The sequence below is a fragment of the Dactylosporangium sp. NPDC050688 genome, from assembly GCF_040654515.1.
Lineage (GTDB): Bacteria > Actinomycetota > Actinomycetes > Mycobacteriales > Micromonosporaceae > Dactylosporangium.
Genome location: NZ_JBFAIC010000001.1, coordinates 48,568 through 68,042 on the forward strand (window position 1 = coordinate 48,568; position 19,475 = coordinate 68,042).

The 19,475-nt window shown below is 71.7% G+C and carries 20 protein-coding genes; 11 read left to right on the forward strand and 9 right to left on the reverse strand.

Translation table 11 applies throughout. From position 1 onward, the window contains the following. Positions 1 to 108 precede the first annotated feature (108 nt). Positions 109 to 639, reverse strand: a complete 531-nt coding sequence (locus AB0H83_RS00200) for a carboxymuconolactone decarboxylase family protein (protein ID WP_360084322.1) — start codon at positions 637 to 639, stop codon at positions 109 to 111. Between the two features lie 350 nt (positions 640 to 989). On the opposite strand from AB0H83_RS00200, the gene cimA reads away from it, so the two are divergent. Beyond that, positions 990 to 2,591 (forward strand): citramalate synthase, encoded by a 1,602-nt coding sequence (cimA, locus tag AB0H83_RS00205; protein WP_360084325.1) that lies wholly within the window; start codon positions 990 to 992, stop codon positions 2,589 to 2,591. Between the two features lie 92 nt (positions 2,592 to 2,683). Here cimA and AB0H83_RS00210 read toward each other — a convergent pair whose 3' ends face one another. Beyond that, positions 2,684 to 3,175 carry a hypothetical protein gene (locus AB0H83_RS00210; protein WP_360084328.1) on the reverse strand — a complete coding sequence of 164 codons (492 nt, stop codon included), beginning with the start codon at positions 3,173 to 3,175 and terminating at the stop codon, positions 2,684 to 2,686. Between the two features lie 136 nt (positions 3,176 to 3,311). Beyond that, entirely contained in the window at positions 3,312 to 4,328 is a 1,017-nt protein-coding gene (locus tag AB0H83_RS00215) for an endonuclease/exonuclease/phosphatase family protein (protein WP_360084331.1), read from the reverse strand. A 99-nt stretch (positions 4,329 to 4,427) separates the two neighbouring features. Between AB0H83_RS00215 and AB0H83_RS00220 the strand changes: the two genes are divergently transcribed. Genes AB0H83_RS00220 through AB0H83_RS00235 form a run of 4 tightly spaced genes read left to right on the forward strand, consistent with a single transcriptional unit; the run spans position 4,428 to position 7,490 of the window. Then, positions 4,428 to 5,186, forward strand: coding sequence for a prolipoprotein diacylglyceryl transferase family protein (locus tag AB0H83_RS00220; RefSeq protein ID WP_360085514.1), 759 nt, complete (start codon positions 4,428 to 4,430; stop codon positions 5,184 to 5,186). After that, complete coding sequence (locus tag AB0H83_RS00225) at positions 5,183 to 5,581, forward strand: hypothetical protein (RefSeq protein ID WP_360084334.1); 399 nt, start codon at positions 5,183 to 5,185, stop codon at positions 5,579 to 5,581. Before AB0H83_RS00220 ends, AB0H83_RS00225 begins: the two co-directional genes overlap by 4 nt. Positions 5,582 to 5,604: 23 nt before the next feature. Continuing rightward, positions 5,605 to 7,230: a radical SAM protein gene (locus AB0H83_RS00230; protein ID WP_360084337.1), complete on the forward strand. Its 1,626-nt coding sequence runs from the start codon at positions 5,605 to 5,607 to the stop codon at positions 7,228 to 7,230. After that, positions 7,227 to 7,490, forward strand: a complete 264-nt coding sequence (locus AB0H83_RS00235) for a hypothetical protein (protein WP_360084340.1) — start codon at positions 7,227 to 7,229, stop codon at positions 7,488 to 7,490. Before AB0H83_RS00230 ends, AB0H83_RS00235 begins: the two co-directional genes overlap by 4 nt. Positions 7,491 to 7,526: 36 nt before the next feature. On the opposite strand, the gene AB0H83_RS00240 is transcribed toward AB0H83_RS00235, so the two are convergent. Both AB0H83_RS00240 and AB0H83_RS00245 read right to left on the reverse strand, forming a co-directional pair. Beyond that, the gene (locus AB0H83_RS00240) at positions 7,527 to 8,063 is read right to left on the reverse strand and encodes a CYTH domain-containing protein (protein WP_360084343.1); all 537 of its coding nucleotides are present in this window, start codon (positions 8,061 to 8,063) and stop codon (positions 7,527 to 7,529) included. 404 nt (positions 8,064 to 8,467) lie between these two features. Continuing rightward, positions 8,468 to 9,355, reverse strand: a complete 888-nt coding sequence (locus AB0H83_RS00245; RefSeq protein ID WP_360084346.1) for a 3-methyladenine DNA glycosylase — start codon at positions 9,353 to 9,355, stop codon at positions 8,468 to 8,470. A gap of 74 nt (positions 9,356 to 9,429) precedes the next feature. On the opposite strand from AB0H83_RS00245, the gene AB0H83_RS00250 reads away from it, so the two are divergent. Beyond that, entirely contained in the window at positions 9,430 to 10,779 is a 1,350-nt protein-coding gene (locus AB0H83_RS00250) for a gluconolaconase (protein ID WP_360084349.1), read from the forward strand. Positions 10,780 to 10,922: 143 nt separating this feature from the next. Here the strand turns inward: AB0H83_RS00250 and AB0H83_RS00255 are convergent, their stop codons facing one another. Next, positions 10,923 to 12,893, reverse strand: a complete 1,971-nt coding sequence (locus AB0H83_RS00255) for a glycogen debranching N-terminal domain-containing protein (protein ID WP_360084352.1) — start codon at positions 12,891 to 12,893, stop codon at positions 10,923 to 10,925. 177 nt (positions 12,894 to 13,070) lie between these two features. On the opposite strand from AB0H83_RS00255, the gene AB0H83_RS00260 reads away from it, so the two are divergent. Next, entirely contained in the window at positions 13,071 to 13,985 is a 915-nt protein-coding gene (locus AB0H83_RS00260) for an ATP-binding cassette domain-containing protein (protein ID WP_360084356.1), read from the forward strand. Beyond that, positions 13,982 to 14,791, forward strand: a complete 810-nt coding sequence (locus tag AB0H83_RS00265) for an ABC transporter permease (RefSeq protein ID WP_360084359.1) — start codon at positions 13,982 to 13,984, stop codon at positions 14,789 to 14,791. Before AB0H83_RS00260 ends, AB0H83_RS00265 begins: the two co-directional genes overlap by 4 nt. Before the next feature lie 80 nt (positions 14,792 to 14,871). On the opposite strand, the gene AB0H83_RS00270 is transcribed toward AB0H83_RS00265, so the two are convergent. Both AB0H83_RS00270 and AB0H83_RS00275 read right to left on the reverse strand, forming a co-directional pair. Beyond that, a complete protein-coding gene (locus AB0H83_RS00270) occupies positions 14,872 to 15,249 on the reverse strand; it encodes a YccF domain-containing protein (RefSeq protein ID WP_360084362.1) in 378 nt (125 codons plus the stop codon). Positions 15,250 to 15,256: 7 nt separating this feature from the next. Beyond that, positions 15,257 to 16,183, reverse strand: a complete 927-nt coding sequence (locus tag AB0H83_RS00275) for an FAD-dependent oxidoreductase (protein ID WP_360084365.1) — start codon at positions 16,181 to 16,183, stop codon at positions 15,257 to 15,259. Between the two features lie 173 nt (positions 16,184 to 16,356). Here AB0H83_RS00275 and AB0H83_RS00280 point away from each other — a divergent pair, with 173 nt between their 5' ends. Then, entirely contained in the window at positions 16,357 to 17,106 is a 750-nt protein-coding gene (locus AB0H83_RS00280; protein ID WP_360084368.1) for a lytic polysaccharide monooxygenase, read from the forward strand. Positions 17,107 to 17,166: 60 nt separating this feature from the next. Further along, the gene (locus AB0H83_RS00285; RefSeq protein ID WP_360084371.1) at positions 17,167 to 17,724 is read left to right on the forward strand and encodes a DUF305 domain-containing protein; all 558 of its coding nucleotides are present in this window, start codon (positions 17,167 to 17,169) and stop codon (positions 17,722 to 17,724) included. Here AB0H83_RS00285 and AB0H83_RS00290 read toward each other — a convergent pair whose 3' ends face one another. After that, positions 17,725 to 18,213 carry a hypothetical protein gene (locus AB0H83_RS00290; RefSeq protein ID WP_360084374.1) on the reverse strand — a complete coding sequence of 163 codons (489 nt, stop codon included), beginning with the start codon at positions 18,211 to 18,213 and terminating at the stop codon, positions 17,725 to 17,727. Between AB0H83_RS00290 and AB0H83_RS00295 the strand changes: the two genes are divergently transcribed. Then, on the forward strand, positions 18,212 to 19,435 hold the full coding sequence (locus AB0H83_RS00295) for an FAD-binding protein (RefSeq protein ID WP_360084377.1): 1,224 nt from the start codon (positions 18,212 to 18,214) through the stop codon (positions 19,433 to 19,435). The two genes, AB0H83_RS00290 and AB0H83_RS00295, sit on opposite strands and share 2 nt — an antisense overlap. The last annotated feature ends 40 nt before the right edge of the window (positions 19,436 to 19,475 follow it).

Here is a 19,475-nt window from a genome sequence, read left to right on the forward strand (position 1 = left end):
AGCCCACCCGCCCATGACCACCGGCCGGACGCCCTGAGGGCGAACGGGGCCGGAAATGCGTACGGGTGCCGGAGCCGCCACTCCGACACCCGTACAAGAGGAAAGCTCCTAGTCGGAAGCTGCCTCTGCATCGAGGGTCACGGCCAGCGCGTGAACTACCGCGGCGACGCGTAGACCCTCGTCGACCACTTCGCGGGACACCCCTGCACCACGAAGTGATCTTTCGTGCGATTCCAGGCACACCCCGCACCCGGTGATCGCGGATACTGCTGTGGACCACAGCTCGACGTCGGTGGTGCTGACGCCGGGCCAGGTGGTCACCTGCCGGCGCAGGCGCGCCGGCAGGTGCTGGTACGCCTCGTCACCGATGAGGTGCTTGGCGCGGAAATAGACGTTGTGGATCGCCATCCGGGAAGCGACCGCCTTGGCTGCTGTAACAGCGTCGGGCTTCAGGTGATTCCCGGCCTCGGCGAGCATCGAGCGGAACACGAAGGCGCTGCGGGTGGTCATCGCGCAGGAGAGCGCGGTGCCCCACAGCTGCTGCTCGGTGAGCAGGGCGCCGGCGAGCGCGGCGTCGAGGTTGAGCTCGACGTCCTTCGCATACGACGGCAGCGCGGCCTTCAGTGCTTCGATCGACATCAGACCGACGACCTGCCCGGTAGTCGTGCCGAGACGTGTTCACCAACGGTGAGCACGGGGACCTCCCTGGTGCTTTCGCTTGACTGACCCCAACCTTGACCGACGTGCGTTACAGGGACGTGACGAACAGGGTGAATCGTGAAGCAGATCACCCGGGTTCTCAGAATCCGGAATCACGTGCCATGGGCGGCGTGCGCGTGGCAAGCTACCCAACGTGACTCGGCTCATTATTGGCCCTTAGCGCGTCCAGCATCCCCTAGCTGGCCGCGCAGACCTCTCGCATTCGCGAGGGGTCTTTTTGTTGGCCCACCCGCCAGAAGCCACAAAAATCCCAAAGCCAGGAGAAGACCATGCAGGTGTACGACACCACGCTGCGCGACGGGGCCCAGCGCGAGGCGATCAGCTACTCAGTCGTCGACAAGCTGGCGGTCGCCCGGCTGCTCGACGAGTTCGGCGTCGGCTTCATCGAGGGCGGCTGGCCGGGGGCGATGCCGAAGGACACCGAGTTCTTCCGCAGAGCGCGCACCGAGCTGGACCTGAAGCACGCGGTGTTCGTCGCGTTCGGCGCGACCCGCAAGGCCGGCGTCCGCGTGCAGGACGACCAGCAGGTACGAGCGCTGCTCGACGCGCAGACCCCGGCCGTGACCCTGGTCGCCAAGTCGGACCTGCGGCACGTGGAGCGGGCGCTGCGCACCACGGCCGAGGAGAACCTGGCCATGGTGCACGAGACCGTCGCGTACCTGGTGAGCGAGGGGCGGCGGGTCTTCCTGGACCTGGAGCACTTCTTCGACGGGTACGCGTTCGACCCGGAGTACACCGCCCGGGTCGCCGCGACCGCGCTCGCCGCCGGCGCGGAGAAGGCCGTCATGTGTGACACGAACGGTGGCATGCTGCCGTCGCTGATCACCCGGACCATCGGCGAGGTCAAGGGCAGGCTCGCCGGCGCGCTCGGCATCAGCGAGGACGAGGCCGTGTCCCGGCTCGGCATCCACTGCCAGAACGACACCTCCTGCGCGGTGGCGAACACGGTCGCCGCCGTCGAGGCGGGCGTCCCGCACTTCCAGTGCACCGCGAACGGCTACGGCGAGCGGCCCGGCAACGCCGACCTCTTCGCCGTCGTCGCCAACCTCCAGCTGAAGCTCGGTATGCCGGTCCTACCGGACGGGTGCATCGAGCAGATGGTGCGCGTCTCGCACGCCGTCGCAGAGATCGCCAACATCGCACCCGACACCCACCAGGCATATGTCGGGTCGTCAGCGTTCGCTCACAAGGCGGGCCTGCACGCGAGCGCGATCAAAGTGGATCCGCTGCTCTACAACCACATCGACCCCGAGGTCGTGGGCAACGACATGCGGATCCTGGTCACGGAGATGGCCGGTCGGGCCAGCATCGAGCTCAAGGCACGCGAACTCGGTGTCGACCTGACCGGCCACCCGGAGGCCCTGTCGCGGGTCACCACCCGGGTCAAGGAGCTGGAGGCGCGCGGCTGGTCGTTCGAGGCCGCCGATGCGTCGTTCGAGCTGCTGGTACGTGCCGAGCTCGCCGACGGTACGGTGCCGAAGCCGTTCACGCTCGAGTCGTACCGCGTCATCGTGGAGCACCGCGAGGACGGCGCGGTGGTGTCGGAGGCGACGGTCAAGGTCCGGGTCAAGGGGGAGCGGATCATCGCGACGGCGGAGGGCAACGGCCCCGTCAACGCCCTCGACGAGGCGCTGCGGGTGGCCCTGACGAAGCACTACCCGCAGCTGTCGCGCTTCGAGCTGGCCGACTACAAGGTCCGCATCCTGGAGGGCAGCCACGGCACCGGCGCGGTGACGCGCGTGCTGGTGGAGACCCGGTCGACGGGCGAGGACTGGACCACGGTCGGCGTGCACGAGAACGTGGTGGAGGCGAGCTGGACCGCGCTCGTCGACGCGCTCAGCTACGGCCTGTCCCGCCAGGTGCGGGTGTAGCCATGACCTGAGAGGGCGGAGCCGGCCGGCCCCGCCCTCTCACCGTCTCCGTACGCGGCCGCCGAAGCCGGCCGCGGCCGATCAGTGCCCGGTCAGGGGCACTTGTTCTGCCGGAAGGCGGCCAGCGCCGCCGGGTCCGGTTCGAACCGCCACTGACCGGCCTGGTACTTGATCGTATTGGTGCCGCTCGTCGCGGTGCCGCCGGCCGGTGTCCGGGTCCATTTGACGGTCGCCGTCGAGTCGTCGACCGGGGTCAGCCCGGTCACGACGTAGTCGCCTTGCAGCGACGTGCAGGTCGAGACCAGGTCGACGTAGGCGTCCTTGGCGATGGCCGTCTGCGCGGTGTCGGTCCAGAGCTCCCAGGCTCCGGCCCAGTCGCCGCCGGACAGGTTTTCGAAGACCTGCTCTGCCGTGACCTGCGCGGTCTGCGCGTCCTGCGGCTGGGCGGTCACCTCCACCGTCGGACGGTCGGCGGTCGCCGTCTCATCCGCATTGTCCTTCTTGTCCGAGCAGCCGGCCAGGACGACGGCGAGCACGGCCGGCGCAATGACGGCGAGCGCGGTGCCGCGGAAGGTTCGTGTCACCCATCTGCTCCAACGTGGTTCTGTCGGGGCGTTCCGCCCGATCCGTACGTGAAGGTACTCCCGGCCAACGAACCGCGTATAGCCGGAGGTATGCGCCAGTGATCTTTCAGGTGCGGATTCGGCATGATCGGACGGGTCAGCGGTCGGCCTTTGGGAGCACCAGCTCGGCGAACACGGCCTTGTGGTCGGTCCCCGCGACACGGTGGACGGCCACCTTGCGCACCCCGACGCGCTCATCGGTCAGCACGTGGTCGATCGTCACGCCGGGGATGAACCACCGGTCGTCATAGGGCCACGACGTGGAGAACCCGGCACCGGCGACGTCGGCCGCGTCGTGGTATCCCTTGGCCAGCACCTGGCGCAACGCCGCGTGGTCGAGGGTCGCGTTGAAGTCGCCGATGAGCAGGTTGACCGGCCCGGCCGGGGTCGCGGCCGGCTGCGCCGCCAGGTCCGACACCCAGCAGGCGTCCCGGTCGCCGTCCGACGGGGCGCACGGGTGCACCGACTCGACATACACCTCGACGGCGCCCGGGACCTGCACCCCGGCCCGCGCCTGCCCGAAGTCGGACGCGAAGCGCCGGTAGCCCTTGTCGACGAGCGGGAAGCGGCTGTAGACGGCGGATCCGGTCACCCCAGGCCGCGGGTAGGCCACCACGTTGGGCAGCGTCTCGTCGAGCCCGGCCCGGCGCAGCGCCGTGCGCCCTTCGTCGGTGTACTCCTGCACCGCCAGCAGGTCGACGGCGCCGTCGCGCACGAGGCGCACGATCTGGCCCGGGTCGGCGCCGCCGAGGAGCATGTTGACGCTCATCACGCGCAGCGTCGGCCCCTCCGGTGTGCCGGCGTCGCTGTCGGAGATCCAGCGCGGCAGCACGCACGCCGCGAACGCGACGGTCACCACCGCCGCCGCGACCGCCGGCCAGATCCGCTTCGTCAGCAGCGCGATCGCCAGCGGCACCAGCGAGGCGAACGCGACATACGGGGTGAACGCGATGAGCTGGACGGTCGGGAAGCCGCTCTCCAGGCCGAACACCCGGGCCGCCGCCCACAGCGCCAGCGGCGCGATGAGCAGCCACAGCAGCACGGTCAGCCACCGGCGTGGCCCCGGTGGGGCGGCCGGTGCCGCGAACGGCCGGGTTTCCTCGGTGCTGACCATCCCGTCAGGGTAGGCGAGCCGCGCCAGCCTGCCCTGCCCCTGCTGAGAATCTTCACAGAACCGCCGGACGGCCCACTAGGCTGCCCAGTTGTGCATCCGGTGATCGCGAGGTTCGGTCCGGTGGCGGTCCTGACCCACGACGTGTGCGTCGCGCTCGGCATCGGGATCGCCGCCGTCGTGTTCCTGTGGGAGGTCCGGCGCCGCCGGGCGCAGGACGACCGGCTCTGGTACGTGCTGGCCGGCGCCCTCGTCGGCGGTGCCCTCTTCGCCCGGCTCGGCACGTGGGCGCAGCACCTCGACCCGCGCGACAACGCGACGCTGCTGGAGCAGTGGGCGTACGGCAACCGCAGCATCCTGTCGGGACTCGTCGGCGCGTACGTGGGCGCGATCGTGGCGAAGAAGGTGTCCGGCTACCCGTGGCGCACCGGCGACCTGTTCGCCCCAGCCGTCGCGGCCGGGATGGCGGTCGGCCGGGTCGGCTGCCTGCTCGCCGAGCCGCCCGGCACGCCGACGGGCCTGCCGTGGGGCGTCACGCTCAACGCGGCGCAGGCCGAAGCGATGCACACGGTGGCCGGCGTGCCGCTGCACCCGTCCTTCGCCTACGAGATCCTGTTCCACCTCGCCGCGTTCGGCGCGCTGCTGGCGCTGCGCCGGAAGGTCACCGCCCCCGGCGCGCTGTTCAAAATCTATCTGGCCGCTTACGCCACGTTCCGTTTCGTGGTGGAGTTCGTGCGGGGCAACGAGGTGGTATGGCTCGGCCTGACCCGCCCGCAGCTGTTCCTGCTGGTCTGCCTGCCGCTCATCGTGGCGGGTGTGATGCGTGACCTGGTACGACGAAAGGAAGCGGTGACGGCATGACGATGCCGCCGAACTCGGGCTGGACGGTGCCGCCACCGCCGCCGCTGCCCCCGAACGGGCAGGACCGGCCCATCCGCGGCCGCAGGGTCGCCGCCGGCCTCGGCATCGCCGCCGGCGGTCAGGTCCTGGCGATCGGCATCGGCGTGCTGGTGACGATCCTGCTCGCCTCGTCCGACAACAGCGAGAACGCGCTGCTGGGCATCTACCTGGAGATGCTGCTGCAGCTGGTGCTGTTCGTCGCCTGCCTGGTGGTCGGCATCGTCTGGATCGCCCGCCGGGACCGAGGGCTCGGGCTCGGCATCCTCATCGGCTGGGCGGTCAGCGTCATCGTCTTCCCCGTCGCCGGCATCGGCGTGTGCATCGCGCTCGTCAACGCCAACTCGGGGACCGTGTGACCGGCCACAACGAAGGAGGTGCCGTGACCGGCAACGGCGCGGGGATGCAGCTGCGGGGCGACCGGATCCACCGCTACGTCAACGCGTTCTGCCCGCACTGCCACGACGAGCGCCCCGACCGTCCACTGGAGACGGTGCAGCGGCTGTCGGGCTGGCTCGCCGAGCGCGACGGCCGGATCTGGCTGGAGCGCGGCTGCCCCAGCCACGGCCTCGTGCGCACCCTCTACGACGAGTCGCCGGAGATCCTGCGGTACCTGGAGCAGTGGACCGCCCCGACGAAGACGCACGTGCCGGACCTCGCCGGGAACTTCGCGCCCGTGCCGTCGGCGTACCTCGCCGGGCTGCCGGAGATGCAGACCCAGCACACCTGCATCCTGCTGACCGACCTCACCGACAGCTGCAACCTGCGCTGCCCGACCTGCTTCACCGACTCGTCCCCGGCGATCGAGGGCGTCGTGCCGCTCGCCGAGATCCTGGCGAGCATCGACACGAAACTGTCCCGGGAGAACGGGCGCATCGACGTGCTCATGCTCTCCGGCGGTGAGCCGACGCTGTACCCGCACCTGCCGGAGCTGCTGCGGGAGGTGTCGTCGCGCAACGTGGTGCGGGTCCTGGTGAACTCCAACGGGGTCCGGATCGCCCGCGACGACGCGCTGCTGGACCTGCTGACCGAGCACCGCGAGCGGGTCGAGGTCTACCTGCAGTACGACGGCGTCACCGAGCGCGCCGCCCGCCACCACCGCGGCGCCGACCTGCGCCGGCTCAAGGACCAGGCGGTCGATCGGCTCTCCGCCCGCGGCATCTTCACCACGCTGACGATGACCTGCGCCCTCGGCGTCAACGACGACGAGATCGGCGCCGTCGTGAAGCGGGCTCTGGACACCCCGTACGTCGGCGGCGTGTCGCTGCAGCCGCAGTTCGGCTCCGGTCGTTCGGCCGCGATCGATCCCCTCGACCGGCTCACCCACACCGGCGTGCTGGCCCGGCTCGGCCCGCAGACCGGCGGGCAGGTCACCTGGCGCGACCTGACCGCGCTGCCGTGCTCGCACCCGCACTGCTGCTCCGTGGGGTACCTGCTGCGCGACGACAGCGGCGAGTGGCAGTCGATGACGAAGCTCATCGGCCACGACCGCCTGCTGACGTTCCTGGACCTCGAGCCGGACCTGGTCGCCAACCGCATCGCCGACGTGCAGCTGCCCGCCGCGCTGCGGGCCGCGGTGAAGGACTCGCTGCTCGGGCTGCTGTCGGAGCAGTCCTCGCTGTCGCACCCCGACGTCGGCTCCCTGTGGCGCGACATCTGCGAGAACTGCGACCTGGGCATCTCGACCCTCACGACGCTGGTCTCCTCGTCGCTGCCCGGCGGCCGCAACCGGCTGCGCAAGATGCTCGGCGAGCGGGTCAAACGCATCACGGTCAAGCCGTTCATGGACATGGCGACGATGATCGAGGAGCGCCTCCTGCAGTGCTGCGTGCACGTCGCCACGCTCGACACCCGCGACGACGCCCCGAAGCACCAGTGCGCCCCGTTCTGCGCCGTGCAGGCGTGGCCGGCGCTGTCCGCGCAGCGCCTGCCCCGGGCCCAGCGCACCGCCGGCCCGGTGGCCCTGCCGTTCGGTGTGCCAGAAACATTCGGTGTGCCAGAGACATGACGTCGACCCCGCAGCCCTACGATCCGCTGCGCCTGTGCGTGTACGCCACGATCGCCGCCCTCGCGTGGCTGCTCGGCCCGGTCGCGCTGCTCGGCTTCGCCCTGCTGGGCCTCGCCGGCTACGTGCGGGCCCGCCGGCAGGGCCTGACCCGCTCCAAGTGCGTCCTGCGCGACACCCGCCTGGTGCTCACCTACCTCGCCGCCCTCGCCCTCGCGGCGGTCGCGGGCATCGGCTGGAACGTCTACACCTGGCTGAGCTGAGCCACGGCGTCGTCGCAATCCAGCGGATCCCCGAGGTCACGAGAAGCGCACGACCTTATGTTCGCCGAGTTCGATGCCGTAGCGCTGGTAGACCTTCGTGGTGTTCTCGCTCGTGAGCTGTGACTCCTCGTACCCGAGGAGGGCGGCGACGCGGCGCACCTCTTCCGGCGAGTCGGCCTCGATCTCCAGGTACGGCGGAATCATGGGCCATTCGTCGATCTCCAGTTGAGCGCCTTCGAGGGTGAAGCTCGTGCGGCGGTTCTCCTGGTAGGACTTCGGGTGGAAGCCGAGGAAGCCGAGAAGCTCGTTCGTCGCGTCGAGGTCGTCCACGGTGACCTCGACCTCGTACGTGCCGTCGATGCCGTCGTGGGAGATCTCCTTGACGGCGAGCGTGGTCTTCGTGCCGTTGTCGCGCAGCCGGATCCACTTGCTCTCGTCGCCCGCGACGATGTCGTACACGTAGCGGCGCTGGAGCGTCGGGGTGCTGACCTCACTGCCGCCCTTGGAAAGAATCAGGTCTGCCATCGCGGCCGGGCCGATGTCGAGCACCTTCGCCTCAAACTCTGCGGGCACGTCGCGTCCTTTCACAACAATCAGTCTTCGGACAACTGGCGGTACTCGGCGTCGCGAAGCGCCAGGACCTCCCGGCAAAGATCGTGCCGGACGAAGTCTGCGACTGGCACGCAGAGGTCCATACGCTGAATGCAGACACCGACCTGGTACCCACCACGAGTGTCGCGATAGAGCCGGACGCCGTACGGATCTTCCGTCGGCGATTCACCCATACGTCTCGGGGCACGCGGCGCATGCGCACTCCGCCGCAGGCAGAGCGCTGTACGTGCTTGCTCGCACCGGCCGGCAGAAGGCGGCACCGTTGGCCGCCGGCAGGCTGGAGGCGGCCGTCGAAGCGTTCGGCCTCGACCGTGCACGGGCGATTGCGAGTTGCAGGAGACGGCTGGACGTGCTTGCCGGCTGACTCAGTTGAGTGCGCGTTCGCAGTAGCCGATCAGGAGCGCTCGCAGCACGCTGGAGCGCTCGGCGAAATTGCGCTGAAACCGGACGTACTCCGCGCGGCCCTCAGGTGTCTCGACGTGGAGCGGCGTCAGCCCGATGGTCGTCAGGTCGTACGGACTCGCGCGCATGTCGAGAGTCCGGATCTCCCTCGCCAGTTCGAAGCAGTCAGCGACCAGCTCGCTCGGCACGAGCGGGGAGAGCTTGTAGGCCCACCGGTACACGTCCATGTTCGCGTGCAGGCACGCCGGCTGATCATGTTCGTGCTGCGTCTCGCGGGTAGGTTGGAGCAGGTTCAGCGGCCGCGCCGGTGGGGTGAAGAACCGGAAGGCGTCGAAGTGGCTGCACCGCACGGTGATCTCGTCCACGAGCGCCGCCGTGGCTTCCGGGCCGAGCCGCAGGGGCAGGATGTTGTGCCGCGTCTCGGCGGGTGTCTGCCGGTAGACCATCGCCCACTCGTGCATCCCGAAGCAGCCGAAGTGGGGCGCCCGACCGGCGGTGGACGCCAGCAGGCGATGGATCCACTCGACGGAGGCACGGCGGCGGCTGAGCACGGCGTTGACGTCCAGAAGGACGCCGCCGTCAGCGTCGGCGACGAAGTCGGGACCGAAGTCGCCCGGATCGGCATCAGCCAGCACGACATCCGGCCCCGGCTGCCAGCGGCGAAGCTGTGCAGGCCGGAAGTTGTAGTAGGTCAGGAGGAACTCTTCGATCGAGTGGCGGCCGCGTGTGGCGCGCTTGGCGAGGTGATCGCTCAAGAGTCCGTCGATCCGCTGCTCATGCTGCACGCGTCGGCCATGCCACTGCGTCGCAGTCAGATGTTCGGAGGTGGCACGGTGGGCAGCGGCGGTCACGTATCCCATTGTGCCCGTGACCACGATGACTGGTCCGTGCGCATCCGCCAAGTCTAGGTTGTACCGTCACAGGCATGCGCAAGCTCGGTGCAGTGCTCGCCGCCGCCACAGCCTGCTCGCTGGCCCTCACCGGCTGCGGTGGTGGCGAGGCGGGGGAGAAGGCGCGGCCGGCGGGCGCCGGCACCGCCGCGGCGGGCTCGCAGCCGGCGACCGCGCTCGTGCTCGGCGCGCCGTCGAGCGTGAAGGTCACCGCCGGTGCCGGGCTCACCGCGGCGCCGTTCGACGTGGCGCGGACCGTGACGCTGCCCACCGGGTGGACCGCCGCGGTGTACGCGCGGGTCGACAAGGCGCGGTTCATGACGTTCACGCCGAGCGGCGACCTGCTGGTGTCGCAGCCCAGCCAGGGCAAGGTGCGCATCGTGCGGGCCGGCAAGGCCACCGACTTCGCCACCGGGCTCAACCGCCCGCACGACCTGGTGTTCGCCGAGATCGGCGGGGCCAGCTGGCTGTTCGTGGCCGAGGCCGACAAGGTCGTGCGGTATCCGTACACGGCCGGGGATCTCAAGGCGCACGGCGGGCAGGTGGTCGTCGACGGGCTGCCCGACACCAGCACCCCGGAGCTGCGCGGCAACTACGCGCACGTGCTGAAGAACATCGCGGTCAAGGACGGCAAGCTCTACGTGTCGATCGCCTCGACCTGCAACGCGTGCGTCGAGGACACCGTGAGCGACCCGCGGCGCGCGGCGATCTACACCTACGACGCGGCCGGGCGCAACGCCGGCCGGCACCTGCTGGCGACCGGCATCCGCAACGCGGAGGGCCTCGCGTTCCGCCCCGGCACCGACGAACTGTGGGTCGTGGTGAACAACCGCGACAACACCCTGGTCCCCGACGACCGCGACGTCGACGGCGACGGCAAGTCCGACAAGGGCAAGCGGATGAGCCAGTTCGTCGACCAGTACCCGGTGGAGGAGCTCATCAAGGTGCGCGACGGCGGGTTCTACGGCTGGCCGTTCTGCAACCCGAACAGCGACAACGGCACCCACGACCTGCCGTTCCACCGCGATTATGAGCTCAACCGCGACGGGAGCAAGGCCGACTGCGACAAGGCCGACCCGATCGACCTCGGGCTGCCCGCGCACACCGCGCCGCTGGGGCTGACGTTCTCCACGGCGCTCGGCGGGGCCGTCATCCCGATGCACGGTTCGTGGAACAGCACCAGGCCGGTCGGCTACAAGGTGGTGTTCGTGCCCTGGACGGCAAAGGGGCCGGGCGACCCGGTGGACCTGCTGTCCGGGCTGGTCGACGCGAAGGCCGGCAAGCCGTGGCTGCGGCCGGTCGACGCGGCGCTGGACGCCGACGGCTCGATCCTCGTCAGCGACGACCTCGGCGGCTCCATCCTCCGCCTGACCCCGCCGAAGTAGCCGCCGGCCGCCGAAGCAGCCGCCGCCGAAGCAGCCGCCGCCGAAGTAGCCAACCGCTGCCGAAGCGCCGCCGCCGAAGCAGCGGCCCGCCGTCGAAGTAAGCCGGCCGCGGCACCGCCACGAGCCCACGGCGCGCGGCGGGTTCAGCCGACCGGCGCCGGGCGCGCGATCCTCGCCGGGCTGCCGTCGGCGAGCAGGAACGCGACCCCGATCGGTCCATTGTGGACCGTTACCGCACCGGCCGCGTCGACGCTCACGTCGAGCTCGCCGTCGGCGACCTTCAGCCCTCGCACCCGGAACGCGCCCACCGGCGACGGCGCGAACGGGTCGAACGTGATCCGCCCGGCGGGCACGTCCACGTCCAGCCCGAGCAGCGCGACCAGCAGCGCCGGCCCGGCCGCGGCCGCCCACGCCTGCGGGCGGCACGCGGCCGGGTACGGCGTCGCGTCGTCGTCGCCGCCGTACAGCTCCGGCAGCCGGTGGCCGAACCGTTCGCCGGCGGCCAGCAGCGCGTCCACGAGCGCCGCCGCCTCCCGCCGGTGCCCGTCGCGGGCCAGGCCGAGCAGCGCGATCACGGTGTCGTGCGGCCACACCGAGCCGGCGTGGTACGAGCCCGGGTCGTACCCGGCGCTGGACGGCGCGAGGGTGCGCAGCCCGTACGGTGACCGCAGCCGGTCGAGGTGCCCGGCGACCGCGGCGCGCTCGGCCGGTGACAGCAGCCCGGTGCCGAGCAGGTGGCCCATGTTGGACGCGACGCCGTCGACCTGCTCCCCGGTGCCGGTCACCGCGACGGCCGGGTAGCCGCCGGGGCACCAGAACGCCGCCCGGAACCGCTCGGCGAGCCCGTCGGCCCAGTCGCGCCACCGCTGCGCACCGGGCCGGCCGAAGGCGTCCAGCAGGTCGGCGCCGTCGCGGGCCGCCTGGTACGCGTACGCCTGGACCTCGCACACCGCGAGCGTGCCCGCGGCGACCCGCCCGTCGGCGAACTGGACGCCGTCGCCGGAGTCCTTCCAGCCCTGGTTGGTGAGGCCGGCGCCGGTCGAGCGGTAGGCGACGAACCCGTCGTGCCCGCCGAGCCACTCCAGCGCGGCCTCCAGGTTCGGCAGCAGCGCCGCCACGGCGTCGCGGCGCATGCCCCACCGGTACGCGTCGGCCAGGGTGCACACGAACAGCGCGGTCGCGTCGACGGTGCCGTAGTAGACCGGCGGCAGCCGGTGCGCGGCGTCGAGGGGCCGGACCTCGTGCAGGATCCTGCCGGGCTCCTCCTCGGTTTCGCCGTGGAACGCGGTGCCCTGCCGGGCGGCGAGCGCGCGCAGCGTGCCGGCGGCGACCTCGACGCCGAGCGGCAGCCCCAGCCTGGCCGACCACAGCGCGTCGCGGCCGAACAGCGTCAGGTACCAGGGGCTGCCGGCGCTGTAGTAGATGTCGGCGCCGTCGGTGCGGCGCAGCGCGTCGAGGTCCTGCACGCCGGTGCGCACCAGCGCGTCGAGCCGCGCGTCGGCCGCGGCGACCCGCAGGGTGCTGAACCGCTTGGCCCGCTGGACCGGCGGGATGTCGGTGCGGGTGAAGCGCAGCTCGGCCGCCCAGGTCTGCCCCGCGGGCACGGTGACCGCCCACCGCAGCGCGTCGGGGTCCGGCGGCGGCGTGACGTCGAGCCGGACCGCCATGCCGTCGGCGGACCGGGCCCACCACGCGCCGCCGCCGCCGGGCGCGAAGTCCACTGTGGACGCCGACCGGCCGTCGCGGACCGCGCCGGTAGCGGCGAAGTCCGTCGCGGCCGTCACGGCGAGCACGACGCTGCGCGGCTCGTCGGACTCGTTCGACAGGGTGACCGTCTCCGTGCCGCCGAGCGGTTCCGCCAGCCTGGCCCGGGTGACGAGGAGGCCGGGCGCCTGCTGTACACCCGCGAAAACCGCCGACGCGGCACCGGTGCGACGCGCGTCGAGAGGGTCCGGCACCGCGCCGTCGACCGTGACCTCCAGCCGCGCCACCACCCGGCGGTCCGCCACGAAGAGCCCGTCGGCACCGCCGGTCATCCGCCCGTCCGGGCCGGACAGCCACGCGGCGGGCGCGGCGACGCAGGTGACGCGGTCGTGCAGCTGGTGCTGTGCCATTCGTCGCACGTTACGACATGGCCCGGCACGGCCGGGGGAGTGACCTGCCTCGTGCCGGAAACGCCGCCGGCGGAAGCTGTGGGCGGCCTCAGCTCTTCTTAGCCGCGCCACAGCAAGGGTTGGATAGCTTGCCGCTCGTCGGTGCCGGTCATCGGCTTCGGGAGCGGAGGGAACGTCATGATCGAGGCTGTCGGCCTCACCAAGCGGTACGGCGACCGCGTCGCGGTGGACCAGTTGTCCTTCACGGTGCGGCCCGGACAGGTGACCGGGTTCCTGGGGCCGAACGGCGCCGGGAAGTCCACGACGATGCGGATGATCCTCGGTCTGGACTCACCCACCGGCGGCCGGGTCACGGTCAACGGCCGCCCGTTCGCCCGGCTGGACAACCCGATGCTTGAGGTCGGGGCGCTGCTGGACGCCAAGGCGATCCACGGCGGGCGCAGCGCGTACCACCACCTGCTGTGCCTCGCGCAGACCAACAACCTGCCGAAGCGGCGCGTCGACGAGGTCCTCGACATGGTCGGCCTCAGCGCGGTCGCGCGGAAACGGTCGAAGGGCTTCTCCCTCGGCATGGGCCAGCGGCTCGGCATCGCCACGGCGCTGCTCGGCGATCCGCGGATCCTCATGTTCGACGAGCCCGTGAACGGCCTGGATCCCGAGGGCATCCTGTGGATCCGCAACCTCATGAAGTCCCTGGCCGCCGAGGGTCGCACGGTCTTCGTCTCAAGCCACCTCATGTCGGAGATGGAGCACACCGCCGACCACCTGCTCGTCATCGGCCGCGGCCGGCTGATCGCCGACTGCACCGTGCAGGAGTTCATCGAGGGCAACTCGGTGCTGGCGACCCGGGTCCGCACCCCCGACGCCGTTTCCCTGGCGGCGCTGGTACGGGCGGCAGGCGGCACCGTCACCACCGAGCCCGACGGCGCGCTGCTCGTGACGGAGCTGCCCATGCGCCGCGTCGGGGACCTCGCGTTCGACAACGGCCTGCGGCTGCACGAGCTCGCCCCGCTGCAGGCGTCGCTGGAGCAGGCGTTCATGGAGCTCACCAAGGACAGCGTCGAGTACCACGGCACCCTGGAGACCCGATGACCACGATCACCGCCACCCGCCGCGCAGGCTTTGACGGCCTGCTGCGCTCGGAGTGGACGAAGCTGCGCACCGTGCGCTCGACCACCTGGTCCCTGGCCGCGATGGCCGCCATCTCGGTCGGCCTGATGTCCTTCATCGCCTGGCTCCTCATGCGCCAGTGGGGCACGTTCTCCCCGGAGGAGCAGGCCCTCATGGCGGCGGAGCCGCTGCAGATCATCATCGACCAGCCGGTCTTCATCTCCCAGCTCGTCGTCGCCGTGCTGGGCGTCATGGCGGTCTCCGCGGAGTACACCACCGGCATGATCCGCTCCACCCTCCAGGCCCAGCCGCGCCGCCTGCAGGTCCTGGCCGCCAAGGTCGTGGTGTTCGCGGTGCTCATGTTCGTGGTGGGGGAGCTGCTCAGCTTCGCCGCCTTCTTCGCCGGCCGCTGGATCATGTCCGACCACATCTCCGTCGACCTCGGCGCCCCGGGCACCGCCCGCTCCGTCTTCGGCGCCGGCCTCTTCCTCACCGTTCTGGGCCTGTTCTCGCTCGCCTTCGGCGCGATCATCCGCCACACCGCGGGCGCCATCACCGGCGTGCTCGGCCTGATCCTCATCGTGTCGAACCTGACCGCCCTGCTGCCCGGCTCCTGGGGCGCCCACGTGCACGCCTGGATGCCCACCAACGCCGGCCAGCTCATCTTCAAGCCGACCCTCCCGCCGGACCCGCTGCTGACCCAGTGGCAGGGCCTCGGGGTCTTCGCCGGCTGGACGGTGCTGCTGCTGGCGGTCGCCGCGTACCTGTTCAAGACCAGGGACGCCTGAGCACCGGCCGCGCGCCGCGCGGTCGGCGGCGTGGCGGTGGCTCTTGGGTGAGCGGACCGGCCACGCCGCCGGGTGCCGGGTTACAGGTCGACGACCTCGCGGCCCAGGGGCCAGAACGCGGCGGGGACGAGCTTGAAGTTGGCGATGCCGAACGGGATGCCGATGATCGTGACGCACAGGGCGATGCCGGCGGCGATGTGGCTCAGGGCCAGCCACCAGCCGGCGAGGACGACCCACAGGACGTTGGCCAGGCCGGTGGCCACGCCGGCGTCGGGTTTGGCCCGCACAGTGCGGCCGAACGGCCAGAGTGAGTAGACGGCGAGCCGCCAGGAGGCCACGGCGAACGGGATCGTGATGACGAGCACGAAACAGATCGCCGCGGCGAAGGCGTAGCCCACGAACAGCAGGAAGCCGCCCCCGAAGATCAGCCACAGCACGTTCAGGATGAAGCGAATCATGCTTCGATCATGCGCCTGCCGCGCCAGTGGTGAGGGTGACGACCTCCTCGGCGCAGCCCCAGGCGAGCGTGATCCCGGCGCCGCCGTGGCCGTAGTTGTGCACCAGCCGCGGGGTGCAGGGGTCGGCCTCGACCCTGGGGCCGCCGTGGCGGGCCGGGCGCAGGCCGGCCGCCTGCCAGAGCACGGGCGCGCCGGCCAGCTCCGGGACCAGCTCGACGCAGCGGGCGAGGATGGCGGCGGTGACCGCCGGGTCGGCGCCGGTGTCCCACTCGCCGGGCTCGTACGTGCCGCCGAGGACGACGTCGCGGCTGCGGGGGTGGATGTACGTCATCCCCGCCGGGTGGTCCTCGTCACGCACGGACGTGACGAGGCCCGGGTTGGCGACGCCGACGATGCGGCCGCGGGCGGGGTGCACGGCCGGGTCGCCCGCGAGGTCCCGGGCCGCCAGGCCGGTCGCGTTGACCACCACGTCGGCGCCGCCGGACAGCGCGTCGGACAGCCGGGCGACGCGCTGCCGCACCACCCGGCCGCCGGCCGTGCCGAACCGGGTGAGCAGCCATGGCAGGTACCACTCCATCTCCACCGACGGGACGGTGAAGCGCCACTCGCCCGGCGCTTCGGCGAAGTCCGGCACCGCCGCCGCCCACCACGGCGTGGCGTGCGGGCCCCGCAGGATCATGCGGGTGGGCCGGGGGACGACCCCGGGCACCCCCGCGGCGCCCTGCGCGGTCAGCTCGTCGTACGTGCGGCGGGCCCAGGTCAGCACGCGCGGGTCGGGGGCGGTGTGGCTGGGGTACCAGACGGCGGCGGCCAGCCGGGAGACGGTGGCGGCCGGCTCGTCGGCGGTCACGAGGGTCACCGCGCGCCCGGCCTCCTGGAGGCGCACGGCGCAGGTGAGCCCGCTGATCCCGGCGCCGATGACAGTCACGTTCATGGGTCCACGCAACCAGGCCCGGCCCGCGGTGTCCAAGACCGGGCCTTAAAGCGGGCTGGACCCTACCTTAAGTGAGAGCGCTCTATCGACCGATTTCCATAAAGGTTATTTACTGTTAACAATCCTTCCTTTACATTGGCGGCATCACCCCCACCGCACGAAGGGAGCGATCGATGCGAAGAACGATCGCGCTGGTACCGCTGGCGCTCGCCGCCATCGCCACATCACTGCTCGTCTCGGTCCAGCCGGCCGCGGCGCACGGCTACATCTCCTCACCCGCGAGCCGCCAGGCGATGTGCGCCCAGGGCCGCGTCGCGAACTGCGGCGAGATCGTCTACGAGCCGCAGAGCGTCGAGGGCCCGAAGGGCCTGATGAGCTGCAGCGGCGGCAACAGCCGGTTCGCGCAGCTGGACGACCCCAACAAGGGCTGGCCGGCCACGTCCGTCGGCAACTCCGTCACGTTCAACTGGGTGCTCACCGCCCGGCACGCCACCAGCACGTGGGAGTACTTCGTCGGCAGCACCCGCATCGCCGTGATCGACGACGGGGGCCGCCAGCCCGGCGCGACCGTCTCGCACACGGTGAGCCTCGGCGGGCGGACCGGCCGGATCCTGGTCCTCGCCCGCTGGAACGTCGCCGACACCGGCAACGCCTTCTACTCCTGCGTCGACCTGCAGGTCGGCGGCGGCAACCCGACGCCGACGCCCACCCAGCCGACCCCGACGCCGACCACCAGCCCTACGCCCACCCCGACCCCCACCGCCACCACGCCCCCGGCAGGCGGCACGTGGAAGGCGGGCACCGCGTACAAGGTCGGCGACCGCGTCACGTACGGCGGCGCCACGTACCAGTGCCGCCAGGCGCACACCGCCATCGCCGGTTGGGAGCCGCCCAACGTCCCGGCGCTCTGGCTGCGGGTCTAGATCGTCCGTTCGGGGTGCCCGGCACGCACCGGGCGCCCCGTCGCCACCGGAGGAGTTCGGGTGCGGTTCCTGCTTGCGCTCACCACGGCGTTGCTCCTCGCCGGCTGTGCCGCCGCCCCGGCACAGCCGGCCCCCGCGGCCGCCGCGACGGGCAAGGTCTACAACGACACCGACGTCATGTTCGCCCAGATGATGGTCGCCCACCACGCCCAGGCGCTGGAGATGGTCCGCCTGGCGCGCACCAAGGCCGTCCGCGAGGACGTCCGCACGCTGGCCGCCGCCATCGACGTCACCGAAGCCGACGAGACGAAGACCATGCAGGTCTGGCTGCAGACCTGGGGCCAGCCGCCCAGCGCCGCCCCCGACTCCCACGCGGGCCACGGCGGCGCCCACGGCACGAACGCCGACGACATCGTGGCGCTGGCCACGTACGACGGCCCCGAGTTCGAGCGGCGCTTCCTCAACATGCTCGTGGCCCACCAGCACAACGCGGTCGAGATCGCCCGCATGGAGACCGGCTCCGGCGTCAACCCGGGCGCACTGGACCTGGCGAAGCGCATCACCGACTCGCGGACCGCCGAGATCCAGCAGATGCTGCGGTACCTGGAGACGCTCTGACTACTCGCAGCCGATCCCGTCGCCGTCCTTGTCGAGCCCGTAGACGTCCTGGCCGATGACCCTGACCGGCCCCTGCACGTAGGACGGGCCGTTGCCGCCGCCGCCCTTGCAGTCCACGTCGACCGGGTCGTTCGGCACGCACGGCGAGTAGTTCGGGTTGCAGTTGCCGGCCGGCTTGGTGGTCGCCTTGGTGGCCGGCGGCCTGGTCGTCGGCGCCTTGGCGGCGCCGGTGGTCTTCGTCGCGGCCGGCGGCCCGCTCGTGGGCGGTGCCGTGCTCGCGGGTGTGGCCGTGTCCGGCTGCGCCGCGCGGCTGGTCGCACTTCCCGCGACGGCAGGCGACCCGAACGCTGCGGCGCCCTTGGTGCCGCCCGGGTCGTCGCTTCCGGCGGCGACCCGGAACGGCCCGCCAGTAGTCGAACCGATGCGGCCGGTGATACCGGCGGCGGGGTCGGGCCGCGAACGGCGGGGCGTGCATAGACTCGGCCGCATGACCCTCACCAACTGGGCGGGCAACATCGTGTTCGGTGCCGCCCGGGTGCACCGACCGTCCACCGTGGACCAGGTGCGCGCCGTGGTGGCGGACGCGCGGCGGGTGCGGGTCCTCGGATCCGGGCACTCGTTCAACGACATCGCCGACACGCCCTCCGATCTGGTGAGCGTGGCGGGGCTGCCGGTGGCGCCGCGGATCGACCCTGAGGCGGGGACCGTCACCGTGGCCGGCGGCGTGCGGTACGGCGAGCTCGCCGCGCACCTGGACGCCCAGGGCTACGCGCTGCACAACCTGGGGTCACTGCCGCACATCTCGGTCGCGGGGGCCGTCGCCACCGCCACCCACGGGTCCGGCGCGGCGCTGGGCAACCTCGCCACCGTCGTGGAGGGCATCGAGCTGGTCACCGCCGGCGGGGACCTGGTCCGGCTGGCCCGCGGCGACGCCGGGTTCCCGGGCGCCGTGGTCTCGCTGGGCGCGATCGGGGTCGTGGTGGGCATCACGTTGGCGGTGCGGCCGTCGTACACCATCCGCCAATACGTCTTCGAGGACCTGCCGCGAGCGGTCCTGGACGAGCGCTGGGAGCAGATCGCGGGCGCCGGCTACTCCGTCAGCCTGTTCACGCGCTGGGCCGGCGGCACGGTCGACCAGCTGTGGCTCAAGCTCGCCGACGGGCAGGAGCCGGACGGGTTCGGGGCGACGCCGGCGGGGCGGGCGATGCACCCGATCGCGGCGATGCCCGCCGAGAGCTGCACCGAGCAGGGCGGCGTGCCCGGCCCGTGGCACCGGCGGCTGCCGCACTTCAAGCTGGACTTCACGCCCAGCAGCGGCGAGGAGCTGCAGAGCGAGTTCTTCGTGGCGCGCGCCGACGCGGTGGCGGCGTTCGCCGCGGTCGAGCGGGTGCGGCACCTCGTCACGCCCGTGCTGCAGATCTCCGAGATCCGCACGGTGGCCGCCGACGACCTGTGGCTGAGCCCGCATCACGGGCGCGACAGCGTCGCGCTGCACTTCACCTGGATCAAGGACGAGGCGCGGGTCCTGCCGGTCGTCGCCGCGCTCGAGGAGTCCCTGGCGCACCTGGCGCCGCGCCCGCACTGGGGCAAGGTGTTCCACCACGCGCCGCGGCCCGAGCGGCTCACCGACTTCGTGGCGCTGCGGGACCGGCTCGACCCGGAGCGGAAGTTCAGCAACGCGTTCGTGGAGCGGCACCTGACGGGTTCCTAGCGCGGTTCGTGCCGTGGCGCCCGGCGGGGTTTGTGGCGGG